16 protein-coding genes and 1 tRNA gene are annotated in these 19,268 nt (G+C 68.1%); 6 read left to right on the top strand and 11 right to left on the bottom strand.

Annotated elements, in window-relative coordinates; translation table 11 throughout:
- Positions 1-11: 11 nt before the first annotated feature.
- The 3 genes from sucC to ACIQCM_RS14015 all read right to left on the bottom strand — a co-directional run bounded on the left by sucC (position 12) and on the right by ACIQCM_RS14015 (position 4,781).
- Entirely contained in the window at positions 12-1,181 is a 1,170-nt protein-coding gene (sucC, locus tag ACIQCM_RS14025; protein ID WP_009358168.1) for an ADP-forming succinate--CoA ligase subunit beta, read from the bottom strand.
- Positions 1,182-1,427: 246 nt separating this feature from the next.
- Positions 1,428-3,893: a DNA helicase PcrA gene (pcrA, locus tag ACIQCM_RS14020; protein WP_400608287.1), complete on the bottom strand. Its 2,466-nt coding sequence runs from the start codon at positions 3,891-3,893 to the stop codon at positions 1,428-1,430.
- Positions 3,894-3,950: 57 nt separating this feature from the next.
- Positions 3,951-4,781, bottom strand: a complete 831-nt coding sequence (locus ACIQCM_RS14015; protein ID WP_400608165.1) for an inositol monophosphatase family protein — start codon at positions 4,779-4,781, stop codon at positions 3,951-3,953.
- 32 nt (positions 4,782-4,813) lie between these two features.
- Here ACIQCM_RS14015 and ACIQCM_RS14010 point away from each other — a divergent pair, with 32 nt between their 5' ends.
- Complete coding sequence (locus ACIQCM_RS14010; RefSeq protein ID WP_400608167.1) at positions 4,814-5,461, top strand: hypothetical protein; 648 nt, start codon at positions 4,814-4,816, stop codon at positions 5,459-5,461.
- On the opposite strand, the gene ACIQCM_RS14005 is transcribed toward ACIQCM_RS14010, so the two are convergent.
- Entirely contained in the window at positions 5,444-6,223 is a 780-nt protein-coding gene (locus ACIQCM_RS14005; protein WP_400608169.1) for a DUF998 domain-containing protein, read from the bottom strand. The two genes, ACIQCM_RS14010 and ACIQCM_RS14005, sit on opposite strands and share 18 nt — an antisense overlap.
- 83 nt (positions 6,224-6,306) lie before the next feature.
- Here ACIQCM_RS14005 and ACIQCM_RS14000 point away from each other — a divergent pair.
- The 3 genes from ACIQCM_RS14000 to ACIQCM_RS13990 all read left to right on the top strand — a co-directional run bounded on the left by ACIQCM_RS14000 (position 6,307) and on the right by ACIQCM_RS13990 (position 7,270).
- A tRNA-Arg gene (locus tag ACIQCM_RS14000) sits at positions 6,307-6,379 on the top strand.
- Position 6,380: 1 nt separating this feature from the next.
- Positions 6,381-6,851 (top strand): DUF6314 family protein, encoded by a 471-nt coding sequence (locus ACIQCM_RS13995; RefSeq protein WP_400608171.1) that lies wholly within the window; start codon positions 6,381-6,383, stop codon positions 6,849-6,851.
- A complete protein-coding gene (locus ACIQCM_RS13990; RefSeq protein ID WP_400608173.1) occupies positions 6,848-7,270 on the top strand; it encodes an NUDIX domain-containing protein in 423 nt (140 codons plus the stop codon). Before ACIQCM_RS13995 ends, ACIQCM_RS13990 begins: the two co-directional genes overlap by 4 nt.
- Before the next feature lies 1 nt (position 7,271).
- Here the strand turns inward: ACIQCM_RS13990 and ACIQCM_RS13985 are convergent, their stop codons facing one another.
- Both ACIQCM_RS13985 and ACIQCM_RS13980 read right to left on the bottom strand, forming a co-directional pair.
- The gene (locus tag ACIQCM_RS13985) at positions 7,272-9,185 is read right to left on the bottom strand and encodes an ABC transporter ATP-binding protein (RefSeq protein ID WP_400608175.1); all 1,914 of its coding nucleotides are present in this window, start codon (positions 9,183-9,185) and stop codon (positions 7,272-7,274) included.
- Positions 9,182-10,825 (bottom strand): ABC-F family ATP-binding cassette domain-containing protein, encoded by a 1,644-nt coding sequence (locus ACIQCM_RS13980; RefSeq protein WP_400608177.1) that lies wholly within the window; start codon positions 10,823-10,825, stop codon positions 9,182-9,184. Before ACIQCM_RS13980 ends, ACIQCM_RS13985 begins: the two co-directional genes overlap by 4 nt.
- 243 nt (positions 10,826-11,068) lie before the next feature.
- Between ACIQCM_RS13980 and ACIQCM_RS13975 the strand changes: the two genes are divergently transcribed.
- Both ACIQCM_RS13975 and ACIQCM_RS13970 read left to right on the top strand, forming a co-directional pair.
- A complete protein-coding gene (locus ACIQCM_RS13975; RefSeq protein ID WP_400608179.1) occupies positions 11,069-11,818 on the top strand; it encodes a hypothetical protein in 750 nt (249 codons plus the stop codon).
- Positions 11,815-12,549: a hypothetical protein gene (locus ACIQCM_RS13970; RefSeq protein ID WP_400608181.1), complete on the top strand. Its 735-nt coding sequence runs from the start codon at positions 11,815-11,817 to the stop codon at positions 12,547-12,549. The genes ACIQCM_RS13975 and ACIQCM_RS13970 overlap by 4 nt, the downstream gene beginning before the upstream one ends.
- A gap of 227 nt (positions 12,550-12,776) precedes the next feature.
- On the opposite strand, the gene ACIQCM_RS13965 is transcribed toward ACIQCM_RS13970, so the two are convergent.
- The 5 genes from ACIQCM_RS13965 to ACIQCM_RS13945 form a co-directional block, all read right to left on the bottom strand.
- Positions 12,777-15,893 carry an alpha-mannosidase gene (locus ACIQCM_RS13965; protein WP_400608183.1) on the bottom strand — a complete coding sequence of 1,039 codons (3,117 nt, stop codon included), beginning with the start codon at positions 15,891-15,893 and terminating at the stop codon, positions 12,777-12,779.
- A gap of 117 nt (positions 15,894-16,010) precedes the next feature.
- Positions 16,011-16,889: a formate dehydrogenase accessory sulfurtransferase FdhD gene (fdhD, locus tag ACIQCM_RS13960; protein WP_400608184.1), complete on the bottom strand. Its 879-nt coding sequence runs from the start codon at positions 16,887-16,889 to the stop codon at positions 16,011-16,013.
- Between the two features lie 63 nt (positions 16,890-16,952).
- Positions 16,953-18,323: a molybdopterin molybdotransferase MoeA gene (locus ACIQCM_RS13955; RefSeq protein ID WP_400608186.1), complete on the bottom strand. Its 1,371-nt coding sequence runs from the start codon at positions 18,321-18,323 to the stop codon at positions 16,953-16,955.
- Positions 18,320-18,613, bottom strand: a complete 294-nt coding sequence (locus ACIQCM_RS13950; protein WP_400608188.1) for a DUF6457 domain-containing protein — start codon at positions 18,611-18,613, stop codon at positions 18,320-18,322. Before ACIQCM_RS13950 ends, ACIQCM_RS13955 begins: the two co-directional genes overlap by 4 nt.
- Positions 18,610-19,266 (bottom strand): molybdenum cofactor guanylyltransferase, encoded by a 657-nt coding sequence (locus ACIQCM_RS13945; RefSeq protein WP_400608190.1) that lies wholly within the window; start codon positions 19,264-19,266, stop codon positions 18,610-18,612. The genes ACIQCM_RS13950 and ACIQCM_RS13945 overlap by 4 nt, the downstream gene beginning before the upstream one ends.
- Between the last annotated feature and the right edge of the window lie 2 nt (positions 19,267-19,268).

Here is a 19,268-nt window from a genome sequence, read left to right as displayed (position 1 = left end):
GGTGCGTCCCTTTACTTAGCTGCGTTGGCGAGCTCGGCGGCCTTGTCGGCGCCCTCGTCCATGGTGGCGGCCAGGGTAACCAGCGGGTGGTTGGCCTCGTTCAGGATGCGGCGGCCTTCCTCGACGTTGTTGCCGTCAAGGCGGACTACCAGCGGCTTGTTCGCGGTGTGGCCGAGCTCGGCCAGTGCACCGACGATGCCCTTGGCGACGGCGTCGCAGGCGGTGATTCCGCCGAAGACGTTGACGAACACGGACTTGACCTGCTCGTCGCCGAGGATGACGTCCAGGCCGGCAGCCATGACCTCGGCGGAGGCTCCGCCGCCGATGTCAAGGAAGTTGGCGGGCTTGACGTTGCCGTGGTTTTCACCAGCGTAGGCAACAACGTCGAGGGTGGACATCACGAGGCCGGCGCCGTTGCCGATGATGCCGACTTCGCCGTCGAGCTTGACGTAGTTGAGGTCCTGCGCCTTTGCCTTGGCCTCAAGGGGATCGGCAGCGTCCTTGTCCTCAAGCAGCGCGTGCTTGGCGTGGCGGAACTCTGCGTTCTCGTCGAGGGAGACCTTGCCGTCAAGGGCGATGATCTCGCCGGCGCCGGTGCGGACGAGCGGGTTGACCTCCACCAGGGTTGCGTCTTCCTTCTTGAAGACGTCCCAGAGCTTGAGGATGACGTCGGCCACCTTGCCGCGCAGTTCCTCAGCGAAGCCTGCCGTGGCGACGATTTCGTCCGCCTTGGCCTGGTCGATGCCGACGGCGGGGTCGATGGCTACCTTGGCCAGCGCCTCCGGGCGTTCGACGGCGAGCTGCTCGATTTCCATGCCGCCTTCAACCGAGCACATGGCCAGGTAGTTGCGGTTGGCCCGGTCCAGCAGGACGGAGAAGTAGAACTCTTCGGCGATGTCCGCACCCTGGGCAATCATCACCTTTTTGACGGTGTGGCCCTTGATGTCCATGCCCAGGATGTTGGTGGCGTGCTCAAGTGCCTCGTCAGCGGACTTTGCGACCTTCACGCCGCCGGCCTTGCCGCGGCCGCCGATCTTGACCTGTGCCTTGACGACGGTGACGCCGCCAATCTTTTCGGCAGCTGCCTTTGCTTCTTCTGGGGTGTACGCCACGATGCCGGCCAGCACGGGTACACCGTGCGCCTCGAACATATCGCGCGCCTGGTATTCAAACAGGTCCACGGTTTAGTGTCCTTCTACGTCGAAGTAGTTTCTATACAGTCGGACACCATCGATAGACGATGACCGGGCTGCGGATTGCACGCACCGGCGGCCTGTCTGGAAACGAGCCACGCGGCGCAATGCTCCTCTGGGAACTCTAGTCCTTTATGGGGACCGGCCCGTCCCAGACTACCGCTTATGTGAGTAAGGACACTATTCTATGAAGCGTAGAAAAAACCGCGGATTTCCGGGGTTTTTGGCCGCTTCTCAGGCGTCGAGCTTGGTCAGGGGGGCGTAACGCAACAGCAGCCGCTTCTCGCCCACGCTGAACTTGACCTTCGCCACCGTCTTGTCACCGGAACCCTCCACCGCCAGTACCGTTCCGTCGCCGAAGCTGTTGTGGTTGACCTTGTCCCCCACGCTAACGGCCACGATTTCCTTCTGCGGCTGCACCCTGGTGCGGGCCACGACCGCGGGTACATCGGCGTTGAATCCGGCAGATGAATCGGCGGCGGCCCCGCGGGCGCTGCCTGCACCCCAGAACGAGCCGCTGTAACGGCCCGAACCGATGGAGCCACTGCTTCCCCACCCCGCCTGGCGCGAGGTTCCTTCACGCTTCCAATCGAGGAGTTCGGCCGGGATTTCCTCCAAGAACTGGCTGGCCGGGTTGTACTGGCTTTGCCCCCACATGCTGCGCACCTCGGAACGGGTGACGTACAGCCGCTTCCGCGCCCTGGTAAGGCCCACGTACGCGAGCCGCCGTTCCTCGGCGAGCTCCTTGGGGTCCGTGGCCGAACGCTGGTGCGGGAACAGCCCGTGTTCCATGCCGGTAAGAAAGACGACCGGGAATTCCAGGCCCTTGGCCGTGTGCAGGGTCATCAGCGTGACCACTCCCAGGCGTTTGGCTTCTGCTACGGCGGCGTCGATATCCGCGCCGGGGGCGTCGGGGATCTGGTCTGCATCCGCAACGAGGGACACCTGCTCCAGGAACGCTGCAAGGGACCCTTCCGGGTTGTCCCGTTCATATTCGCGGACGACGGCGACCAGTTCCGCGAGGTTTTCGACGCGCGACTCATCCTGTGGATCCGTACTGGAGCGCAAGGCCGCGAGGTAACCGGTCTGTTCCAGCACGGCCTCCAGAGCGGCGGCCGCACCGGAGCCCTCGGCCACCTCCCTGAGGTCATCGAGCAGCTTCACGAAGCCCAGGACGGCGTTCACGGAGCGGGTGGCCATGCCGGGGGCCTGCTCCGCGCGGCGCGCCGCAGCCATGAACGAGGACCGTTCCCGTTCGGCAAGGGCCGCCACGGCGCCCTCCGCGCGGTCGCCGATTCCGCGCTTTGGTTCGTTCAGCACCCGGCGGAGGTTGACGTCGTCGTCCGGGTTGACCAGCACGCGCAGGTAGGCGAGTGCGTCCTTGATCTCCTTGCGCTCGTAGAAGCGCGTGCCGCCCACCACCTTGTACGGCAGGCCTACGCGGACCAGGACGTCCTCGATGGAACGGGACTGGGCATTTGTGCGGTAGAAGATGGCGACGTCGCCGGGCCGCAGGTTGTCCTCGTCCTGGAGCCGGTCGATCTCCTTGGCGATGAACTGGGCTTCATCATGCTCGTTCTCGCCCACATATCCGATGATCTTGTGGCCCTCGCCCTCCGCGGTCCAGAGCCGCTTTTCGGGCCGGTTGGGGTTGCGGGAGATGACCGAGTTCGCGGCGCTGAGGATGTTCTGCGTGGAGCGGTAGTTCTGCTCCAGCTTGATGGTCCGGGCCTCGGGATAGTCCTTCTCGAACTCCACGATGTTGCGGATATCCGCGCCGCGGAAGGCGTAGATGGACTGGTCCGAGTCGCCCACCACCGTCAGCTCAGAGGCGCCGGGGCCCTCCCCCACTATCTCGCGGACCAAGGCGTACTGGGCGTGGTTGGTGTCCTGGTACTCGTCCACCAGTACGTGCCGGAACCGGCGTCGGTAGGACTCGGCGAGCGCAGGGAACGCCCGGAACATGTACACCGTTTCGGCGATAAGGTCATCGAAATCCATGGCGTTGGCCTGGCGCAGCCGCTGCGTGTATCCCTTGTAGACCTCGGCCACAGCCTGCTCGAAAGGATCGTTGTAGTTCGCCGAGGATGCGTAGGAATCCGCGTCGATGAGCTCGTTCTTGAGCGCTGAAATCCTGTGCAGGATGGCCTTGGGTGCAAACTTCTTGGGATCCAGGTCCAGGGCCTTCGACACCTGCGTGACCAGGCGCAGCGAATCCGCGGAATCATAGATGGAGAAGTTGGATTTCAGCCCCACGTTCGCGGCTTCCTGCCGCAGGATCCGGACGCAGGAGGAGTGGAAGGTTGAGATCCACATGATCTTGGCGCGGCCGCCCACCAGCGCCTCGATGCGTTCCCGCATTTCCGCGGCCGCCTTGTTGGTGAAGGTGATGGCCAGGATCTCACCGTGGTGGGCGCGGCCCGTGGCGATCAGGTAGGCAATGCGGTTGCTCAGGACGCGGGTCTTGCCCGAACCGGCGCCGGCAACGATAAGCAGCGCGGAGCCTGCGTGCCTGACCGCTTCCTCCTGCTGCGGGTTCAGGCCCTCCAGGAGCTGCGCGGCGTCCGGCCGCGGCGATCCATGGTGTCCGCTTCCGCCCGGGCCCGCCGCCGTGGCCACCCCTTCAGGGCTTGCTGCAGTGCGGGCGGCAACTGCGGGAGCAGCCGTGAACGGTCCGTCAGAGTACGGGTCAAACAACATATCCATGGTGCCTACAAGTCTAGGCTGTGGGACCGACACCCGGTCCCGGCCTGTGGATTACTGCACCGAACCGGACTCCAGCGCGGCACGCAGGCCGCGGACCGCCGTCGTTCCTCCTGCCATGAACCACTCGAGGCCGTTGACCGTGACGGTGTCCACCGCACCCCCGGCAGCGCGAACGATTGCCTTGCCCGGCAACCAGTCCCATTCAGGACAGCTGTGCTGGAACCAGCACCCCAGCTGCCCGTCCGCAACGCGGCCAAGGTCGCAGGAGCCGGATCCGAGCATCCGGAGCGCCGCCGCGGACGTTGCCGCAGCATGCCACGGCATGGCGCACAGCGGGTCCATCAGCCAGGTGGGATGGATGTAGGTGGCGGCGCCGAGGGCGGCCACGGGTACGGCGTTGCGTTCTCCCTCCTCGTCGCGGAACGCGGTGATCGGCTCGCCGTTCAGGGACGAAGCGTGGTCCTGGCCGCCCAGCCAGAGCTTGTCCTCCTCGGGCTGGTAAATGGCGCCGAGCAGCACGTCGGAACTGTCCTTGAGGGCGATGGCGGAGCACCAGTAGGTGGATCCGTGCAGGAAGTTGTAGGTGCCGTCCACCGGATCGATCACCCAGGTGCGGCCGCTGGTTCCGGCCACGGAGGCACCCTCCTCGCCGAGAATGCCGTCAGCGGGGCGGCACCGCTGCAGCTGCTCCAGCACGTACGCCTCGGCCGCGTGGTCCGCGGCGGTCACAACGTCGGAGACGGAGCTCTTTTGCTTCGACTGCAGTCCGGCCATCCGCATCAGCAACGCCAGCTGCCCGGCTTCGCGGACCAGGGCCGCGGCCAGTTGGTAGTCGTCCAGGGAAGGGTCAAGTTGAACAGCGCTGTGCCTGCCAATGGTCATGGCTTCAGTTTATGGGGCCCGATAATGGTGCCATGGCCAAAACCCCCGCCCAGCGCATCAGGAAGCACGGTTCCAAGGCGGCTGTTCCGCAGCACCATCTGCCGCCGGTGATCAACCCCACCACCGCCCGGACACCGGAGAAGGCGCAGAACAACAGCAACCTGATCCTGATCGCCGGCGTGGTGGCCAGCCTGTTCCTGTTCTGGTACCTGCACCTCCTGACGCTGAACCAGCTCACGGATCTGTCCGGCGGATTGGCCATGCCGGATTCGCTGGTGGGCGGCTTTGACCCGGCCTACATCGCGCAGCTGCAGGAGGCCATGGACGGCGACGCCCGCGGCCAGCTCAACTACCTCCACAAAACCGCAGGCACGCTTTTTCCGCTGATCTTTGGCTTCACCTGGCTGCTGCTGATCGGCACCAGCGTTGCCCGCCGGGCGGTTCGGTGGGCGCTGTGGGCCGTTCCCCTGCTGTTCGTGGTGGTCCGTCTCGGGGGCAACGCCGCCATCGACGCGATGATGGCCTCAGCCGGCGCGGACGCCGGCCAGGTTGCTCTTGCCTCGGGCCTCACCGTTGCAGGCTGGGTGCTGCTCGTACTGGCACTGGTGGCCGGCGCCGCCGCCGTTGCAACGCGGGGTCGCATTAGGCCACTCCGGGGCGGTTCACTGGGCCGGAAGTGACCCCGCGCTCCTTTTGGCAACCGCGCGGAGTTCCTTCCGGTGGCGGTGCACCCTGCGGGCGATGACCAGGCCCGCCGTGGCCATCCCCACCGTCACGGGGTAGCCCATCAACCGTTCCAGCGTGCCGGGCTCGGGGACCGCCATGCGGGTGATCCCGCCGGTGGCCAGCGCCGCCAGGGACACAAGGCCGCAGGCCAGGATGAACCAGGCCATCGGTGTCTTTCGGACCCACAGAGCGCCCAGGACCACCAGCGCCGCGGCGCCGGCCAGGAAGTACATGACTGCGCCTGCCAGGTGCCAGCCGGAGCCCGCATCTTCCGGCACCAGCCCTACTATCACCGTGCCCGTGCCGGCCGCCCCCGTGAGCAGGCGGACCCAAAGCGCCGCAAGCCAGGGCTTCCGGGTGCCGGGACGGATGCGCAGGTCAGCCCGTGCCGCCACGCACAGGAGCGCCGAGCTCAGCAGGAGGGCGCCCACCACCATGCCCAGCCCCTGGACCACAAATGAGGCATTCATCAGCCAGTTGAGCGGCGAGCAGACCTGGCGTCCGTCGAAGACCCCGCAGTGCAGCGCGCCCAGATCGCTGATGTAGCCCGTCCTCAGGTCGTAAGGCCGCGCCCCGGCCCAGGCGCCGATTGCCGCGGCTTCGGCCGCGAAGTACTGGAGCACGCTCAGCACCGCCCAGGCGCCGATGTATTGGCGGGTCGATGCAGTATCGGGAATGAACACCGCCGCGGGGGCGGCCTGCCGGGCTGGACTCATGCCTTGAGCGTAGTACGCGCCCGCACCTTGTATGCTTGTATCCGTGTCCGCCCGGACCGGCCCCGCCGATCCTTCGGACGCCCGCCCTCGTAGCTCAGTGGATAGAGCACGGCTCTCCTAAAGCCGGTGTCGTTGGTTCGATTCCAATCGAGGGCACTTGAACCTTCCTTCCCCGGAGTTCGACCTCCGCGCCTACCTCCTGGGCCCCGGCGATCCCGGGCCCGGCAGCTGGAGCGTGGACCGGGACCTGCTGGACCGGACGCAGGGCACCCGGGGAACCTTTTCCGGCGTCGTACGCTTCGTTTCCACGCCCGACGGCGGCCTTGCCCTGCGCGAAGACGGCACTGTGCGCTGGCCTTCTTTCACCGGGCCCGCCTTCCGCGAGTACCTCCTGCGCCCGTCCGGGCGTCCCGACGCGCTGGACGTGTTTTTTCCTGACGGCCGGCCGTTCCACCTGATGAGCTTCTCCCCGGACGCCAACCTGGACCGGCACTGGTGTGATCCTGACACATACCGCGTGACGTATACCTTCGAGGGGGTCCAAAGCTTCACTTACAGCTGGGACGTGACCGGACCGCGGAAGGACCTGCTGCTCGCATCCCGCCTGACCCGCCTGGAGGACGTGTGAAGGACCGGATCGTCGTTTCCGCCGTTTGCGTCTTCGATGATGCCGGCCGCCTGCTGACAGTCCGCAAACGCGGGACCCGGATGTTCATGCACCCCGGTGGCAAGCCGGAACCGGGCGAGTCGGCAGCCCAGGCCGCGGCGCGCGAGCTGGCCGAGGAGGTCGGGATCGTTTTGGAACCCGCAGCCTTGTGCCTGATGGGCGTGTGGATCGCGGACGCCGCCAACGAGGCCGCCACGGTCATTGAGGCCACGGTGTTCCTGGCCCCGGGGACCTGGACGGCGCTCCCGTCCGCCGAGATCGAAGAGATCCGCTGGCTGGACCCGGCCGACCCGCCCACGCCGGATCTCGCACCGCTGCTCACGGACCACATCCTGCCCGGGCTCACCCGCTCCCGGCCCCGGGTTGCCGGCCGGCCGTAGCCTACAGCTCGGGAACGGCTTCCTGCGCCACCGCGGTGGCCTCGGCGAACTGCGTCCGGTACAGCTCCGCGTAACGTCCGTCCGCAGCCAGGAGTTCGGTGTGCGTGCCGCGTTCCACGATCCTTCCGTCCTCCACCACCAGGATGGCGTCCGCTGCCCGCACTGTGGACAGCCGGTGGGCAATAACCAATGCCGTCCGTCCTTCCAGTGCGGCACCAAGGGCGGCCTGTACCGCGGCCTCGTTCGTGGAGTCCAGCGCTGCGGTTGCTTCGTCGAGGATGACCACCCGGGGCTGGGCGACCAGCAGCCGGGCGATGGTAAGCCGCTGGCGTTCCCCACCGGAGAGCCGGTAGCCGCGCTCCCCCACCACGGTTTCCAGGCCGTCCGGCAGGGACCGGATCATGGCTTCCAGGCGGGCCTGCCGGATGGCTTCCCACATGTCGTCCTCCGTGGCATCCGGTCGGGCCAGCCGCAGGTTGGAGGCGATGGTCTCGTGGAACAGGTGCCCGTCCTGGGTCACCATGCCCAGAGTGTCCCGGAGGGACTCGAACGTGGCGTCGCGGACGTCCACCCCCGTTCCGGACACGGATCCGCCCAGGCGCACCGCCCCCGAATCGACGTCGTAGAGGCGGGCGAGCAGCTGCGCGATGGTGGACTTGCCCGCGCCGGAGGAGCCCACCAGCGCCACAGTCTGGCCCGGTTCCACCCGGAAACTGATCCCGTGCAGCACTTCCTCGCCGCCTCGGGTATCCAGCGTGGCCACCTCTTCGAGGGAGGCCAGTGACACCTTGTCCGCGGAAGGGTACGCGAAGCGGACGTCGTCGAACTCCACGGAGACGGGCCCTGCGGGAACTGCCTTGGCGCCCGGCTTCTCCTGGATCAGCGGCTTCAGGTCCAGGATTTCGAAGACGCGTTCAAAGCTGACCAGCGCGCTCATGATCTCCACCCGGGCGTTGGAAAGTGCGGTGAGCGGTGAATACAGGCGGGTCAGCAGCAGGGCGAGGACCACCACGTCGCCTGCCGCCAGCTGGCCCGTGAGCGCGTACCAGCCGCCCAGCCCGTACACCAGGGCAAGCGCGAGCGCTGACACCAAGGTCAGGGCCGTGACGAACGTGAACTGCAGCATCGCGGTGCGGACGCCGATGTCGCGGACCCGGCCCGCCCGGACGGCAAACTCGCGGGACTCGTCCTCGGGCCGGCCAAACAGCTTGACCAGGGTGGCGCCGGGCGCAGAAAACCGCTCGGTCATCTGGGTGCCCATGGCAGCATTGTGCTCGGCGGCCTCGCGGCGCAGGTCAGCCAGCCGTGCTCCCATCCGGCGCGCGGGAACCAGGAACACGGGCAGCAGGAGCATGGCCAGCACGGTCACCTGCCAGGACGTGCCAAGCATGACCACCAGGGTCAGGGCCAGCGCCACCACGTTGCTCACCACGCCGGAGAGCGTTCCGGCAAACGCCGACTGCGCGCCGATGACGTCGTTGTTCAGGCGACTCACCAGCGCCCCGGTGCGGGTGCGGGTGAAGAACGCGATGGGCATCTTTTGGACATGGTCGAACACCCGGGTCCGCAGGTCCACGATGACGCCCTCGCCGATGGTGGAGGACAGCCAGCGGCTCACCAGGCCCAGCCCTGCCTCGGCAACAGCCACGACGGCGATCAGCACGGCCAGTCGGACCACTTCGCCGGCCGGGGCATTGGCCACGATCGCGTCCACCACCTGACCGGCGAGGACCGGGGTGGCCACGGCCAGAAACGCCATGACCACGGACAGCACCACGAAGGCGGTCAGCTTGCCGCGGTGCGGCCGGGCGAAGCCGAGGACTCGCTTGAGGGTTTCTTTCGAGAATGGCCGGGAGCCGCTCTTGGCCCGGGTGATGTTGTACAGGGAGTGCCAGGCGACGCGGTCCATGCTCATTGCTGCTGCTCCGTTACTTGTCCGTTGTCCACTGCCCAACGTACATCCAGGCGGACGTTCTCCAGCAGGCGCCGGTCGTGCGTCACCAGCAGGAGCGCACCGTCGTAGCTTTCCAGCGCCTCCTCGAGCTGTTCAATGGCCGGCAGGTCGAGGTGGTTGGTGGGTTCGTCCAGGACCAGCAGGTTAACCCCGCGGGCCTGGAGCAGGGCCAGTGCCGCCCGGGTCCGCTCGCCCGGCGAGAGCGAGTCCACCCGGCGTTCCGTGTGGGCTGCCTTGAGCCCGAATTTGGCCAGCAGCGTGCGGACTTCAGCGGGTGCCAGGTCCACCAGGACATTCCCGACGGCGTCGGCCAGCCTTTCGTCTCCGGCCAGCAGGCTGCGCGCCTGGTCAATCTCCCCGACGGCCACCGACGCGCCCATTGCTGCGCTGCCGGAATCGGGCGCGGTCAAACCCAGAAGCAGCCGGAGCAGGGTGGACTTGCCGGCCCCGTTGGGACCGGTGATGCCGACCCGTTCACCGGCGTTGAGCTGCAGGTTGACCGGGCCCAACGTGAAACCGCCCTGCCGCACCACGGCATCGCGGAGGGTTGCCACGACCGAGCTGGACCGGGCCGCCTTGCCAATGGAGAACTGCAGCTGCCATTCCTTCCGCGGCTCTTCCACCGCGTCCAGCCGGGCGATCCGGGACTCCATCTGCCGGACCTTCTGGGCCTGCTTTTCGGAGGACTCCGTGCTGGCGGCCCGGCGGATCTTGTCATTGTCCGGGTTCTTCTTCATGGCGTTACGGACGCCCTGGGAACTCCATTCCCGCTGTGTCCTGGCTCGCGCGACCAGGTCCGCCTTGGTGGCCGCGAACTCCTCATACTTTTCGCGTGCGTGCCGGCGCGCCACGGCGCGTTCTTCCAGGAAGGCGTCGTAGCCGCCGTCGTAAATTCCCACGGCGTCCTGGGCAAGGTCGAGCTCCACCACGGTGGTGACGCAGCGGGCCAGGAACTCGCGGTCGTGGCTGACCAGCACCACGCCACCGCGGAGTCCCTTGACGAAGTCCTCCAGCTTGGCCAGCCCGGCAAGGTCAAGGTCGTTGGTGGGCTCGTCGAGCAGCACCACGTCAAACCGGCTGAGCAGGAGGGCCGCGAGCGCCACCCGCGCGGCCTGCCCGCCCGAAAGCCCCGTCATTTCGGCGTCGGCGCCGGTGTCCAGTCCAAGTTCCGCCAGGACGGCGGGGATCCGTTCCTCCAGGTCGGCGGCGCCGGACGCCATCCAGCGGTCGAACGCGCGGGAGTACGCATCGTCCGCGCCGGGAGCGCCGCTGCCCAAAGCTTCGGCGGTGGTTTCCATCTCCAGCGTGGCCTGCGCGCAGCCGGTGCGCCGGGCAATGTAGCCGGCCACGGTTTCGCCGGCGGCGCGTTCGTGTTCCTGCGGCAGCCAGCCCACAAAGGCGTCCGTGGGCGCCAGGCTCACGGTGCCGCCCTGCGGCTGGTCCACGCCGGCCAGGATCCGCAGCAACGTCGACTTGCCGGCGCCGTTGGCCCCGACGACGCCCACGACGTCGCCCGGGGCGACTGTGAGCGAGAGGCTGGAAAAGAGCTGCCGGTGGTCGTGGCCGCCGGCAATGTCCTTGGCAACGAGGGTTGCGGTCATGGGTCGGTTCTTTCGCTGGTTTGTCCGGCCGGGTCCGTGGAACAGCGCCGGGCGGGGGTACCCGCAGCGGGGATCGGACGTCCGGGCCGCAGGACGTGAAAGAGCCCGCCGGTCCGGACTTGGGGGGTGTACGGACCAACGGGCTCAGCAATCAAGAATAGCCGAAACACCCGTGGGGGTAAAATCGTTGAAGCCGCGCCGCGGTAAAATCTTCGCATCCGCCAGTCGTCCAGAAAGCCTTCAATGCCCGTACCCGCCAAGGCGTTCCAGCGCTGGATGCAAGGCATCGCACCCGATGCCAGCACGGCGGACATCTGCCGGGTTTCCGGGATCAAACGGACCACCCTCGCCCAGCAGCTGGTGCGCGGCAAGGTGGGCGAGGCAACCGTGGTGGCCATCAGCCGCGCCTACGGCGTGAATCCCGTGGCAGCGCTGGCCGGGTTTGACGCCTATCGCAGCCTGGCCGGGCCGTGGCAGGCGCCAACGCACGGTGAGCTGGTTAGCCTGGTCTCCACCCCCGACCTCCTCCGCGCGGTCCTCGCCCGCACCGCAGAGGACTCGGCGGAAGCAGCGGGGCCGCACGGCCCGGGCGGGCCGCCGTCGCTCACGCCCGCCCCGCACTCCACCTCGGTGCGGAACTGGGTGGATGCCATTGACGACGGCGAGTTGCGGCATAGGGTCTCCGCGGCAACAGGAGTTGCTCCGCAGAACTTTTCCGCGCAGCTCACCGCCAACCGGCTGGCGCCGGAACTGGCCGTCGCCACCTCGCTGGCAGCGGGGGTGGGCCCTGCCGGCGGGCTGGTGGCCACCGGACTGGTCACGGAGGCCGAGGCGGGCTGGCCGCCGGATGCCCGGCAGGCCGCCCTGGATGCAATGTCCGACGGCGACCTGACCGCCCTCGCCGGGGAGAGGCTGCAGGCCCTCGGCAAGGTCCTGCGCCGGCAGGAACATGACACCGCGCAAACAGAGCAGATTTGGGAGAACCTCGGATGATCGAAGTCATTCAGTGGGCAACACTGGCCACGTGCGGCCTGATTGCCGCCGCCCGCGTGCCGAGTGCGCTCCGCGGGGAGAACCGTTCGCTGTTCTACATCTTCTTCCTCATGACCCTGGCCACGCTGCTGAGCATTCATGATCCGTATGTGGCCATCGACCAGGCGCTGGGCGGCATGAACTACAGCAACCTGATGCTGCGGTTCATCATCTTTGCGGCCATCTACTTCGTGGGGATCCGGGTCACCAGGGGTTTCGGGGCCCAGGATGCCTACCGGCTGATCACCGGGCGCGTGGGCACGATGGTTCTCCTGGCGGTATCGCTGGTGCTGGTGGCCGTGTTCCTGCTGATGGACACCGCGGGCTCCTCCGCAGGGATGGTGGCGCAGGCCCACAAGGATCCGCGCAACGCGGCCCTGGTCGAGTACTACGGCGCTGCCGGCCGGGCCTACCCTGCCTACGTGTCCCTGGTGCTGCTGCCTGCCATGGTGCGCGCCGTCCGAAGCCGCCTGCCCGTCCTGGTGCGGATCGCCGCGTTCCTGCTGGGCAGCGGTGGTGTGGCCATCGCACTGACGCTGTTGTTCCCGGTGGTGCCGCCGGAGTTCGGGCCGCTCAAGTACGTGGTCAATTACACGGCGGTGCTTTGCTACGTGGTGGGGCTGGCCCTGATCTGGGTGGCAAGGATCAGGAATACCCGCAGGACAGCGGCCAGGACATCTACCGAAAAGTAACCCGAGACGCTTTCACAAAATCATTAGAATGTGATTCAATCATGAATGTGTGAAGGCGGGGCAAGTGGCGTCTTGCGAACGGGGAGAAATTCTTGGACGCCGGGGTGGCCCCGCGTGCTTTCGCACTATTGGGGGGATGAGTGGTGGCGGCCGTTGGGGACCGCCCCCACTCAGCCTTTTAACGCCGCTGCCGGGTCTCTGTGGAGACCGGGCTTGACCGGCCCCGGTCATCGGGCGAAACGGAGAGTTACCAGCTGGAACGGCCGCACCGACAGTTCCGCCGCCACACCTCCGCCACTGCCGCTCCCGGCAGCACCGGCATCTTCGAGCGCTTCCACGCCGGGTACCGGGGCCTCCCGCTCCAGCAGGTCCACCGCCCGGACGCCGCGGGCCGGAAAGTTGGCCGTGACCGTTACCCGGGCGCGCCCGCCCAAGGACTCGTAGAGCCGGACGATGACGTCGCCGGATCCGTCTTCTGCCAGCTTGACTGCTTCCACCACCAGCGCCGGGCTGGATACCGTGACGAGCGGTTCCACCGGAGCGGCGCCCCGGACCAGCCGCGGCGCCAGGTTGGTCCGGTAGCCTTCCTGGACCGCATCGGCGATCCCGGCCCCCGGACGGATCGTGACAGTGAGTTCGTGCTGTCCGCGGTCGGCTCCCGGGTCCGGGAACTTGGGCGCACGCAACAGTGAGAGGCGCACGGTGGTGGTGGTGCCGCCGTCGTACTCCCTGATGGTCCGGGTGACGTCGTGGCCGTAGGTGGAGGCGTTCGAGATGGCCACGCCATAACCCGGCTCTCCCACATGGATCCAGCGGTGGGCACAGATTTCGAACTTCGCCGCCTCCCACGAGGTATTCGTGTGCGTTGGCCGGAGCACGTGGCCGAACTGCGTTTCCGCTGCGGAGCGGTCCGCCCGGACGTCCAGCGGAAAGCCGAGTTTCAGCAGCTTTTCGCGTTCCTGCCAGTCCACCGCCGTGGTGATGGTGAGGGACGGGCTGCCCGGTGCTAGCGTGATCCGCTGGGTGATGGCGGAAGCCCCCACAGTGCGGAGCACCACCACCGAGGCCCCATCCTCCGCGGAACCGGATTCCGGCACACCAGCAGACCCTGCCGGACCACCAGGCTCCGCCGGACCAACAGACTCTGCGGCCACCAGCGCGGTGACGTTGCGCCGGTAGAACTCGTCGATGTCCCAGGCGTCCCATTCGTTGGGAGTGTCCCGGTGCAGTTCCAGGAGGTTGCCGCGTGCCCCCGGCGCGATTGCTTCACGGCCGCTGGCATAGTCCGTCAGGGACACCAGCAGCCCGTCCGCATCGATCACCGCCCGGATCACGCCATTGTCCAGGACATAGCCGCCCTGCTGCGGGCCGCTGGCGGCGGTGACGGTGGCCGGCGCGGGCGCGGCGGCAGGCTCGGCGGCAGCCAGCGCGGGGACGCCGTCCCGGGCATGCGGGGCCGCATTCAGCAGGAAGGCCGTGTCGCCGGCACCCAGCACGGCGCGGGCCGCCTGGCCGATCAGGGCCTCGAGGTCCGCTGCAATGGCCTCGTGGTTGCGTTCGGCGTCGCGGTGCACCCAGGCGATGGAACTGCCCGGGAGGATGTCGTGGAACTGGTGCAGCAGGACCAGCCGCCAGAGCCGCTTCAGCTCGGCTGCCGGGTAGGGGAACCCGGACCGGACGGCAGCGGTGGCACACCAGAGTTCGGCCTCGCGCAGCAGGTGCTCACCGCGGCGGTTGCCCTGTTTGGTGCGGGCCTGGCTGGTGTAGGTGCCGCGGTGCAGCTCCAGGTACATCTCGCCTACCCAGACGGGAAGGGCCCGGTAGTCCTCCTCCGCCTGGCGGAAGAAGCTCTCGGCCGACCCGATGCGGACCTTCGGGGAGCCTTCAAGGTCAGCGGTGCGCCGCGCGGCGGCGAGCATTTCGCGCGTGGGTCCGCCTCCGCCGTCGCCATACCCGAACGGCACCAGCGAGACGCTGCCGTGGCCGTGGTCCCGGTAATTGCGCTCGGCGTGCGCCAGCTCGCGGGCGCTCAGCTCGGCGTTGTACGTGTCCACGGGCGGGAAGTGGGTGAAGAGCCGCGTGCCGTCGATGCCTTCCCAGTTGAAGGTGTGGTGCGGCATGCGGTTGGTCTGGTTCCACGAGATCTTCTGCGTGAGGAACCAGCGGCCGCCGGCGGATTTCACGATCTGCGGCAATGCCCCGGAGTAGCCGAAGGAGTCCGGGAGCCAGGCCTCACGGCACTCGACGCCGAATTCGGAAAGGAAGAAGCCCTTGCCCTCCACGAACTGGCGTGCCATGGCCTCACCGCCGGGCATGTTGGTGTCCGATTCAACCCACATGCCGCCCACGGGCACGAACTGGCCGGAGCGGACCTTCTCCCGGATCCGGGTGAACAGCTCCGGGTAGTACTCCTTGATCCACGCGAACTGCTGGGCCGAAGAGCAGGAGAACACAAAGCCGGGGTCCTCGTCCATCAGCGCCACCACGTTGGAGAACGTCCGGGCGCACTTGCGGATGGTTTCGCGGACCGGCCAGAGCCAGGCCGAGTCGATGTGCGCGTGCCCGGTGGCCACCAGCTGGTGCGCGGACGCGTAGGCCGGGCTGGCCAGGACATCCGCCAATGCCTCCCGGCCGGCGGCAGCGGTTCCGGCGACATCGTCGGGGTCCATGATGTCCATCATTCGTTCCAGGGCACGGAGGATCTGGTGCCGCCGGGGCAGCTCCAGCGGCAGCTGCTTCATCAGTCCCGCGAGGGTCCACACATCCTGCTGGAGTTCCCATACATTCTTGTCCAGCTCGGCTATGCCGATCCTGCCGAGCCGGTACTGCGGCGCGGTCCCGGCCGTTGCCTTGTCTCCGTAGGGGGTTGCCGCGAAAGTCCAGCCTCCGGCCACGTCCGGGTTTGCGGCCGCCTCCACGTAAAAGTCCACGGCCATCCCGGTGCCCAGCAGCTTCAGGGGAATGTACTGGTTCCGCGGCGAGATCGCCTTGATAATGGTGCCGTCCGCCCGCCAGGCGATGCCTTCACACTGGAACCCCGGCGCTTCGAGCGTGAAGCCGAGGTCCACCACCACCTCAACGGCACTTTCCGCCCGGCTGCCCCAGGATTCGGGCACCTCGCCCTGCAGCCGCAGCCACGTGGTGCTCCATGGCCTGCCCCACGCGGCGCCATGCTCCTGCGGGCGGAATTCCTGCCGCATCGCCTCCATCGCGGGAACAGGCTCCCCGGGGGCCTCCCAGCTGCTGAGTTCCAGCGGCACCATCCGCGTGTAGACGGCGGGGTTGATCCGTTCGCGGACGAACCGCTCCAGCCGGACTTCCGTGATCCGTCGGTCGTCATGCAATAGGGGCCTCTTAGCGTTGGAGTGTGACCGCGATGTCCATTCGATGGAAAAATCTACCGGCTGGCCGGAGGATAACCAAGCCCCTCCCCGCCGGGTCGCGGGTCCCGGAGCCAGTCATTACGACGGCGGCGCACCGGCGGCTGCCAGCCGCACCCGGGCATCCCCGGAGTAGACATTGAAGCTGGTGCCCCGGCTGAAGCCTGCCAGTGTCAGGCCGCTGGCCTCGGCCAGTTCCACCGCCAGGCTGGAAGGGGCGCTGACCGCGGAGAGGACCGGGATCCCGGCAAGGGCAGCCTTCTGGACGAGCTCAAAGGACGCCCGCCCGGAAACCTGCAGCACCGTCCCGCGCAGCGGGAGCAACCCCTCCCGGAGCGCCCAGCCCACCACCTTGTCCACCGCGTTGTGGCGCCCCACGTCCTCACGCAGGCACAAAAGCTGTGCGCCGCCGTCGTCAGTTATCCGGAACAGCCCGGCAGCATGCACTCCCCCGGTGGTGTCGAAGAGGCGCTGGGATTGGCGGAGCAGTGCGGGGAGGGATGCCAGGACGTCCGCGTCGACAGTGAGCGGGTCCGCTTCGGGGCTGTAGTGCGAGGATTTCCGGACCGCGTCCACGGAGTCCGTGCCGCAAATGCCACAGGCACTGGAGGTGTAGACGTTCCGCCCGGTGGCCGGCCGCGGCACGTCCGGCCGGAGTTGGGCTTCGACCACGTTGAAGGTCTGCACCCCGTCTTCGTCTTCTCCGGCGCAGAACCGGAGGGAGATGAGCTGCTCCGGCTCCCAGATGATGCCCTCGGCCACCAGGAAGCCGGCCACCAGGTCGAAGTCGTCGCCCGGGGTGCGCATGGTCACGGAGTAGGAGAGGCTGTCCAGGCGCATCTCGAGCGGTTCCTCCACGGCCAGCACGTCTTCGCGGTGCCGGACCGGGAACTCCAACGCCTTGGGGCTGCCGTCCAGGACATATTTGTGCACCTTGCGGCGCTGCGTCACGCGTCCCATAGCCGGCCTCTTCCGTTCATGCCTCCATCATGGCAACGGGAGGGCCCGTGGTCCAAGCGCGGGTCAGCCAAGGAGGGCGCTCCAGTCAACGGGGCCGGCGGGTTCCGCGGCCTTGGCGGTGCCGGTCTTTGCCGGCCTGGCAGTCCTGGTTTTCGGTTTGGCGGCCGGGTCCGGGGCGGCCGGGATGGGTGGGCCCCAGGGCAGCGCGAAAGCCGGCACCATCTCGCCCAGCTGCACCCCGTGCGGGGGCACCACCATTACGCCGTCCGCCGCGGCCAGGCCGCGCATCATCCCCGGCCCGGTGTGCTGGGCCGGGGACGCCATGCCGTAGAGCAGGCGGAACGGCATCAGCCGGGTCCGGCCCGGTTCAGGCTCGAGCAGGGTGCCGCACGGAACTTCCTGCACCTCCGGCAGCGTGCCGTGGCCCAGGGCGGCCAGCAGCGGCGCACCCACGGTGGACAGCGCCATCATGGCTGCCAGGGGGTTGCCGGGCAGGCCCAGAACGAACCGGCCATCCTGCAGTTCCGCCAGGACCGCCGGGTGTCCCGGCCGCATGGCCACGCCGTCGATCACAAGGCGTCCGCCCAACTCGGCGACGGCCCGGCGCAGGTGGTCGGTTCCGGAGCGTCCCGTGCCGCCGGTGGTGATGACGACGTCGGCCGGCAGTCCGGGCGCGCCAGGCGCCTCGGGGACCACGTCCTCCAGGGCGGCCAGCCATTCCCCGTAGGAGTCGCCGATCCGCTGCTGGCCGCCCGGGATGCCGCCGAGCATCTCCACGACAGCAGGCAGCTGGGGACCGAAGGTATCCCGGACCTTCCCCGGTTCCGGCACGCCGCGTTCCACAACCTCTGAACCGGTGAGGATGAGCCGGACCACGGGCTTGCCCTGGACCTGCAGTTCGTCATAGCCGGCCAGTGCGGCCAAGGCCAGGTGGGCCGGGTTCAGGATCACGCCGGCTTTTACCAGGACGTCCCCTTCCTGGGCTTCTTCTCCCGCCTTGCGGACGTGCTGTCCGGTCCGCGGCTCCCCCGGCCGGGCGGTGCCGCCGGTGGTGAGGATGGGCAGGCCGTCCTCGTCCTTGGCAAGGACGGCGCTTTCAGTGCGGAGCACCGCCTTGGCCCCGGGCGGGATGAGCCCGCCCGTGGCTATGGGACTGGCCTGGTGCGGAGCCAGCCGCGTTCCCGGCTCCGTGGTGATCCACGGTCCGGTGCCGTTGACAGCCCACCCGTCCATGGCGGAGGACGCATAGTGCGGCATGTCCTGCAGCGCCACGATGTCCTGGTCGAGCCGCCGGCCCAGCGCCAGTTCGAGCGCGACGGGTCCTGCGGGAATCGGCCCGGCCGCGTCGAATGCGGCCTGCCGCGCTTCAGCCCATGTGTGCGCCGCGTGGTGGTGTCCGTGGTCCGCCGGTTCCCCCTGGGTTTCCCCGGTCATTCTCCGGGAGCCTCCGGCGCTTCAGCATCGTAGGCGGCTGCCAGTGACTTGGCTACGGAGAGGGCAGACTCCATCGCAGCGGCATCCACCGCGCGGGCCCCGCCTGTGGCCAGACCGGCGGCCAGCCCGGCGATGAACGTCGTGAGGGGAGCTGCCGGCCGCACCACCGAGTGGGCGGCAACTCCGGCAAGGCCCAGGATGGCGTTGATGTCCACCTGGACATCCTCCAGCCCGTAGGCCTGGAGCAGGGACCTGCACCATTCCTCGAGGGTTTCTTCCTGGCTTTTCACGGACTGCCTCCCAAGTTCTCTGCTGCCGCGCCGGTCCCGGTCTGTAGCCCGGGTCCGGCGGCAATTCCTAGTGCGGCGGCATCATCCCAGGTATCCACGTCAGCAGTGGACCCGGCGGGGACGGTGACAAGCTGCAGGTCCAGACTAGCAAGGAGGGAACGAACCGAGGCGTTGATCAATGTGCCCCTGCCCGCCAGTTCGTCCACCGCTTTTTGTAGCGCAGCTGTGCGGTAAAAACCCGCCAAGGACTGCATCCTGCCCTCAGCACTGCACGCAACCACGCCATCGGGGACCGGACCGGCAGCGCGCAACTCCGCAAGGAGGCGTACCACGGCGGCTTCCGCCCGCGGCATGTCGCAGGCCAGGACCAGGGTAAAGCCGGCGGGGCGGCCGGCCAGGGCCGCCAGTCCGGCAGCGATGGCAGCGGCAGGCCCGGCAAAGGGCGGATCTTCGCGGCACGACACGACTCCGGGCGGCAGAGTTCCCGGGTCCGGGCCAACCACTGCCCTGCGGGATGCGCCCGTCGCCGCCTGCAGCGCTCGCTCAAGCAGGGTGCCGCCGTCGTAAACCAACGCTTGCTTGGGTGTTCCCCCCAACCGCGAGGAGCGGCCCCCGGCCAGAATCAGGGCATCGAAGGCGTACTGGTTGTCCACGC

Origin of the sequence: Pseudarthrobacter sp. NPDC092439 (assembly GCF_044754945.1) — a bacterium.
GTDB lineage: Bacteria > Actinomycetota > Actinomycetes > Actinomycetales > Micrococcaceae > Arthrobacter.
This window is presented reverse-complemented; position numbering and strand designations above follow the sequence as displayed.

Bases quoted from the DNA above. Each gene is read 5' to 3' on its own strand.
- ACIQCM_RS13970 (WP_400608181.1), top strand. From the start codon at position 11,815: ATGATCGAAGTCATTCAGTGGGCAACACTGGCCACGTGCGGCCTGATT.
- pcrA (WP_400608287.1), bottom strand. From the start codon at position 3,893: ATGTTGTTTGACCCGTACTCTGACGGACCGTTCACGGCTGCTCCCGCA.
- ACIQCM_RS14015 (WP_400608165.1), bottom strand. From the start codon at position 4,781: ATGACCATTGGCAGGCACAGCGCTGTTCAACTTGACCCTTCCCTGGAC.
- ACIQCM_RS14005 (WP_400608169.1), bottom strand. From the start codon at position 6,223: ATGAGTCCAGCCCGGCAGGCCGCCCCCGCGGCGGTGTTCATTCCCGAT.
- ACIQCM_RS13980 (WP_400608177.1), bottom strand. From the start codon at position 10,825: ATGACCGCAACCCTCGTTGCCAAGGACATTGCCGGCGGCCACGACCAC.
- ACIQCM_RS13955 (WP_400608186.1), bottom strand. From the start codon at position 18,323: ATGACCGGGGAAACCCAGGGGGAACCGGCGGACCACGGACACCACCAC.
- ACIQCM_RS13985 (WP_400608175.1), bottom strand. From the start codon at position 9,185: ATGAGCATGGACCGCGTCGCCTGGCACTCCCTGTACAACATCACCCGG.
- ACIQCM_RS14010 (WP_400608167.1), top strand. From the start codon at position 4,814: ATGGCCAAAACCCCCGCCCAGCGCATCAGGAAGCACGGTTCCAAGGCG.
- ACIQCM_RS13975 (WP_400608179.1), top strand. From the start codon at position 11,069: ATGCCCGTACCCGCCAAGGCGTTCCAGCGCTGGATGCAAGGCATCGCA.
- fdhD (WP_400608184.1), bottom strand. From the start codon at position 16,889: ATGGGACGCGTGACGCAGCGCCGCAAGGTGCACAAATATGTCCTGGAC.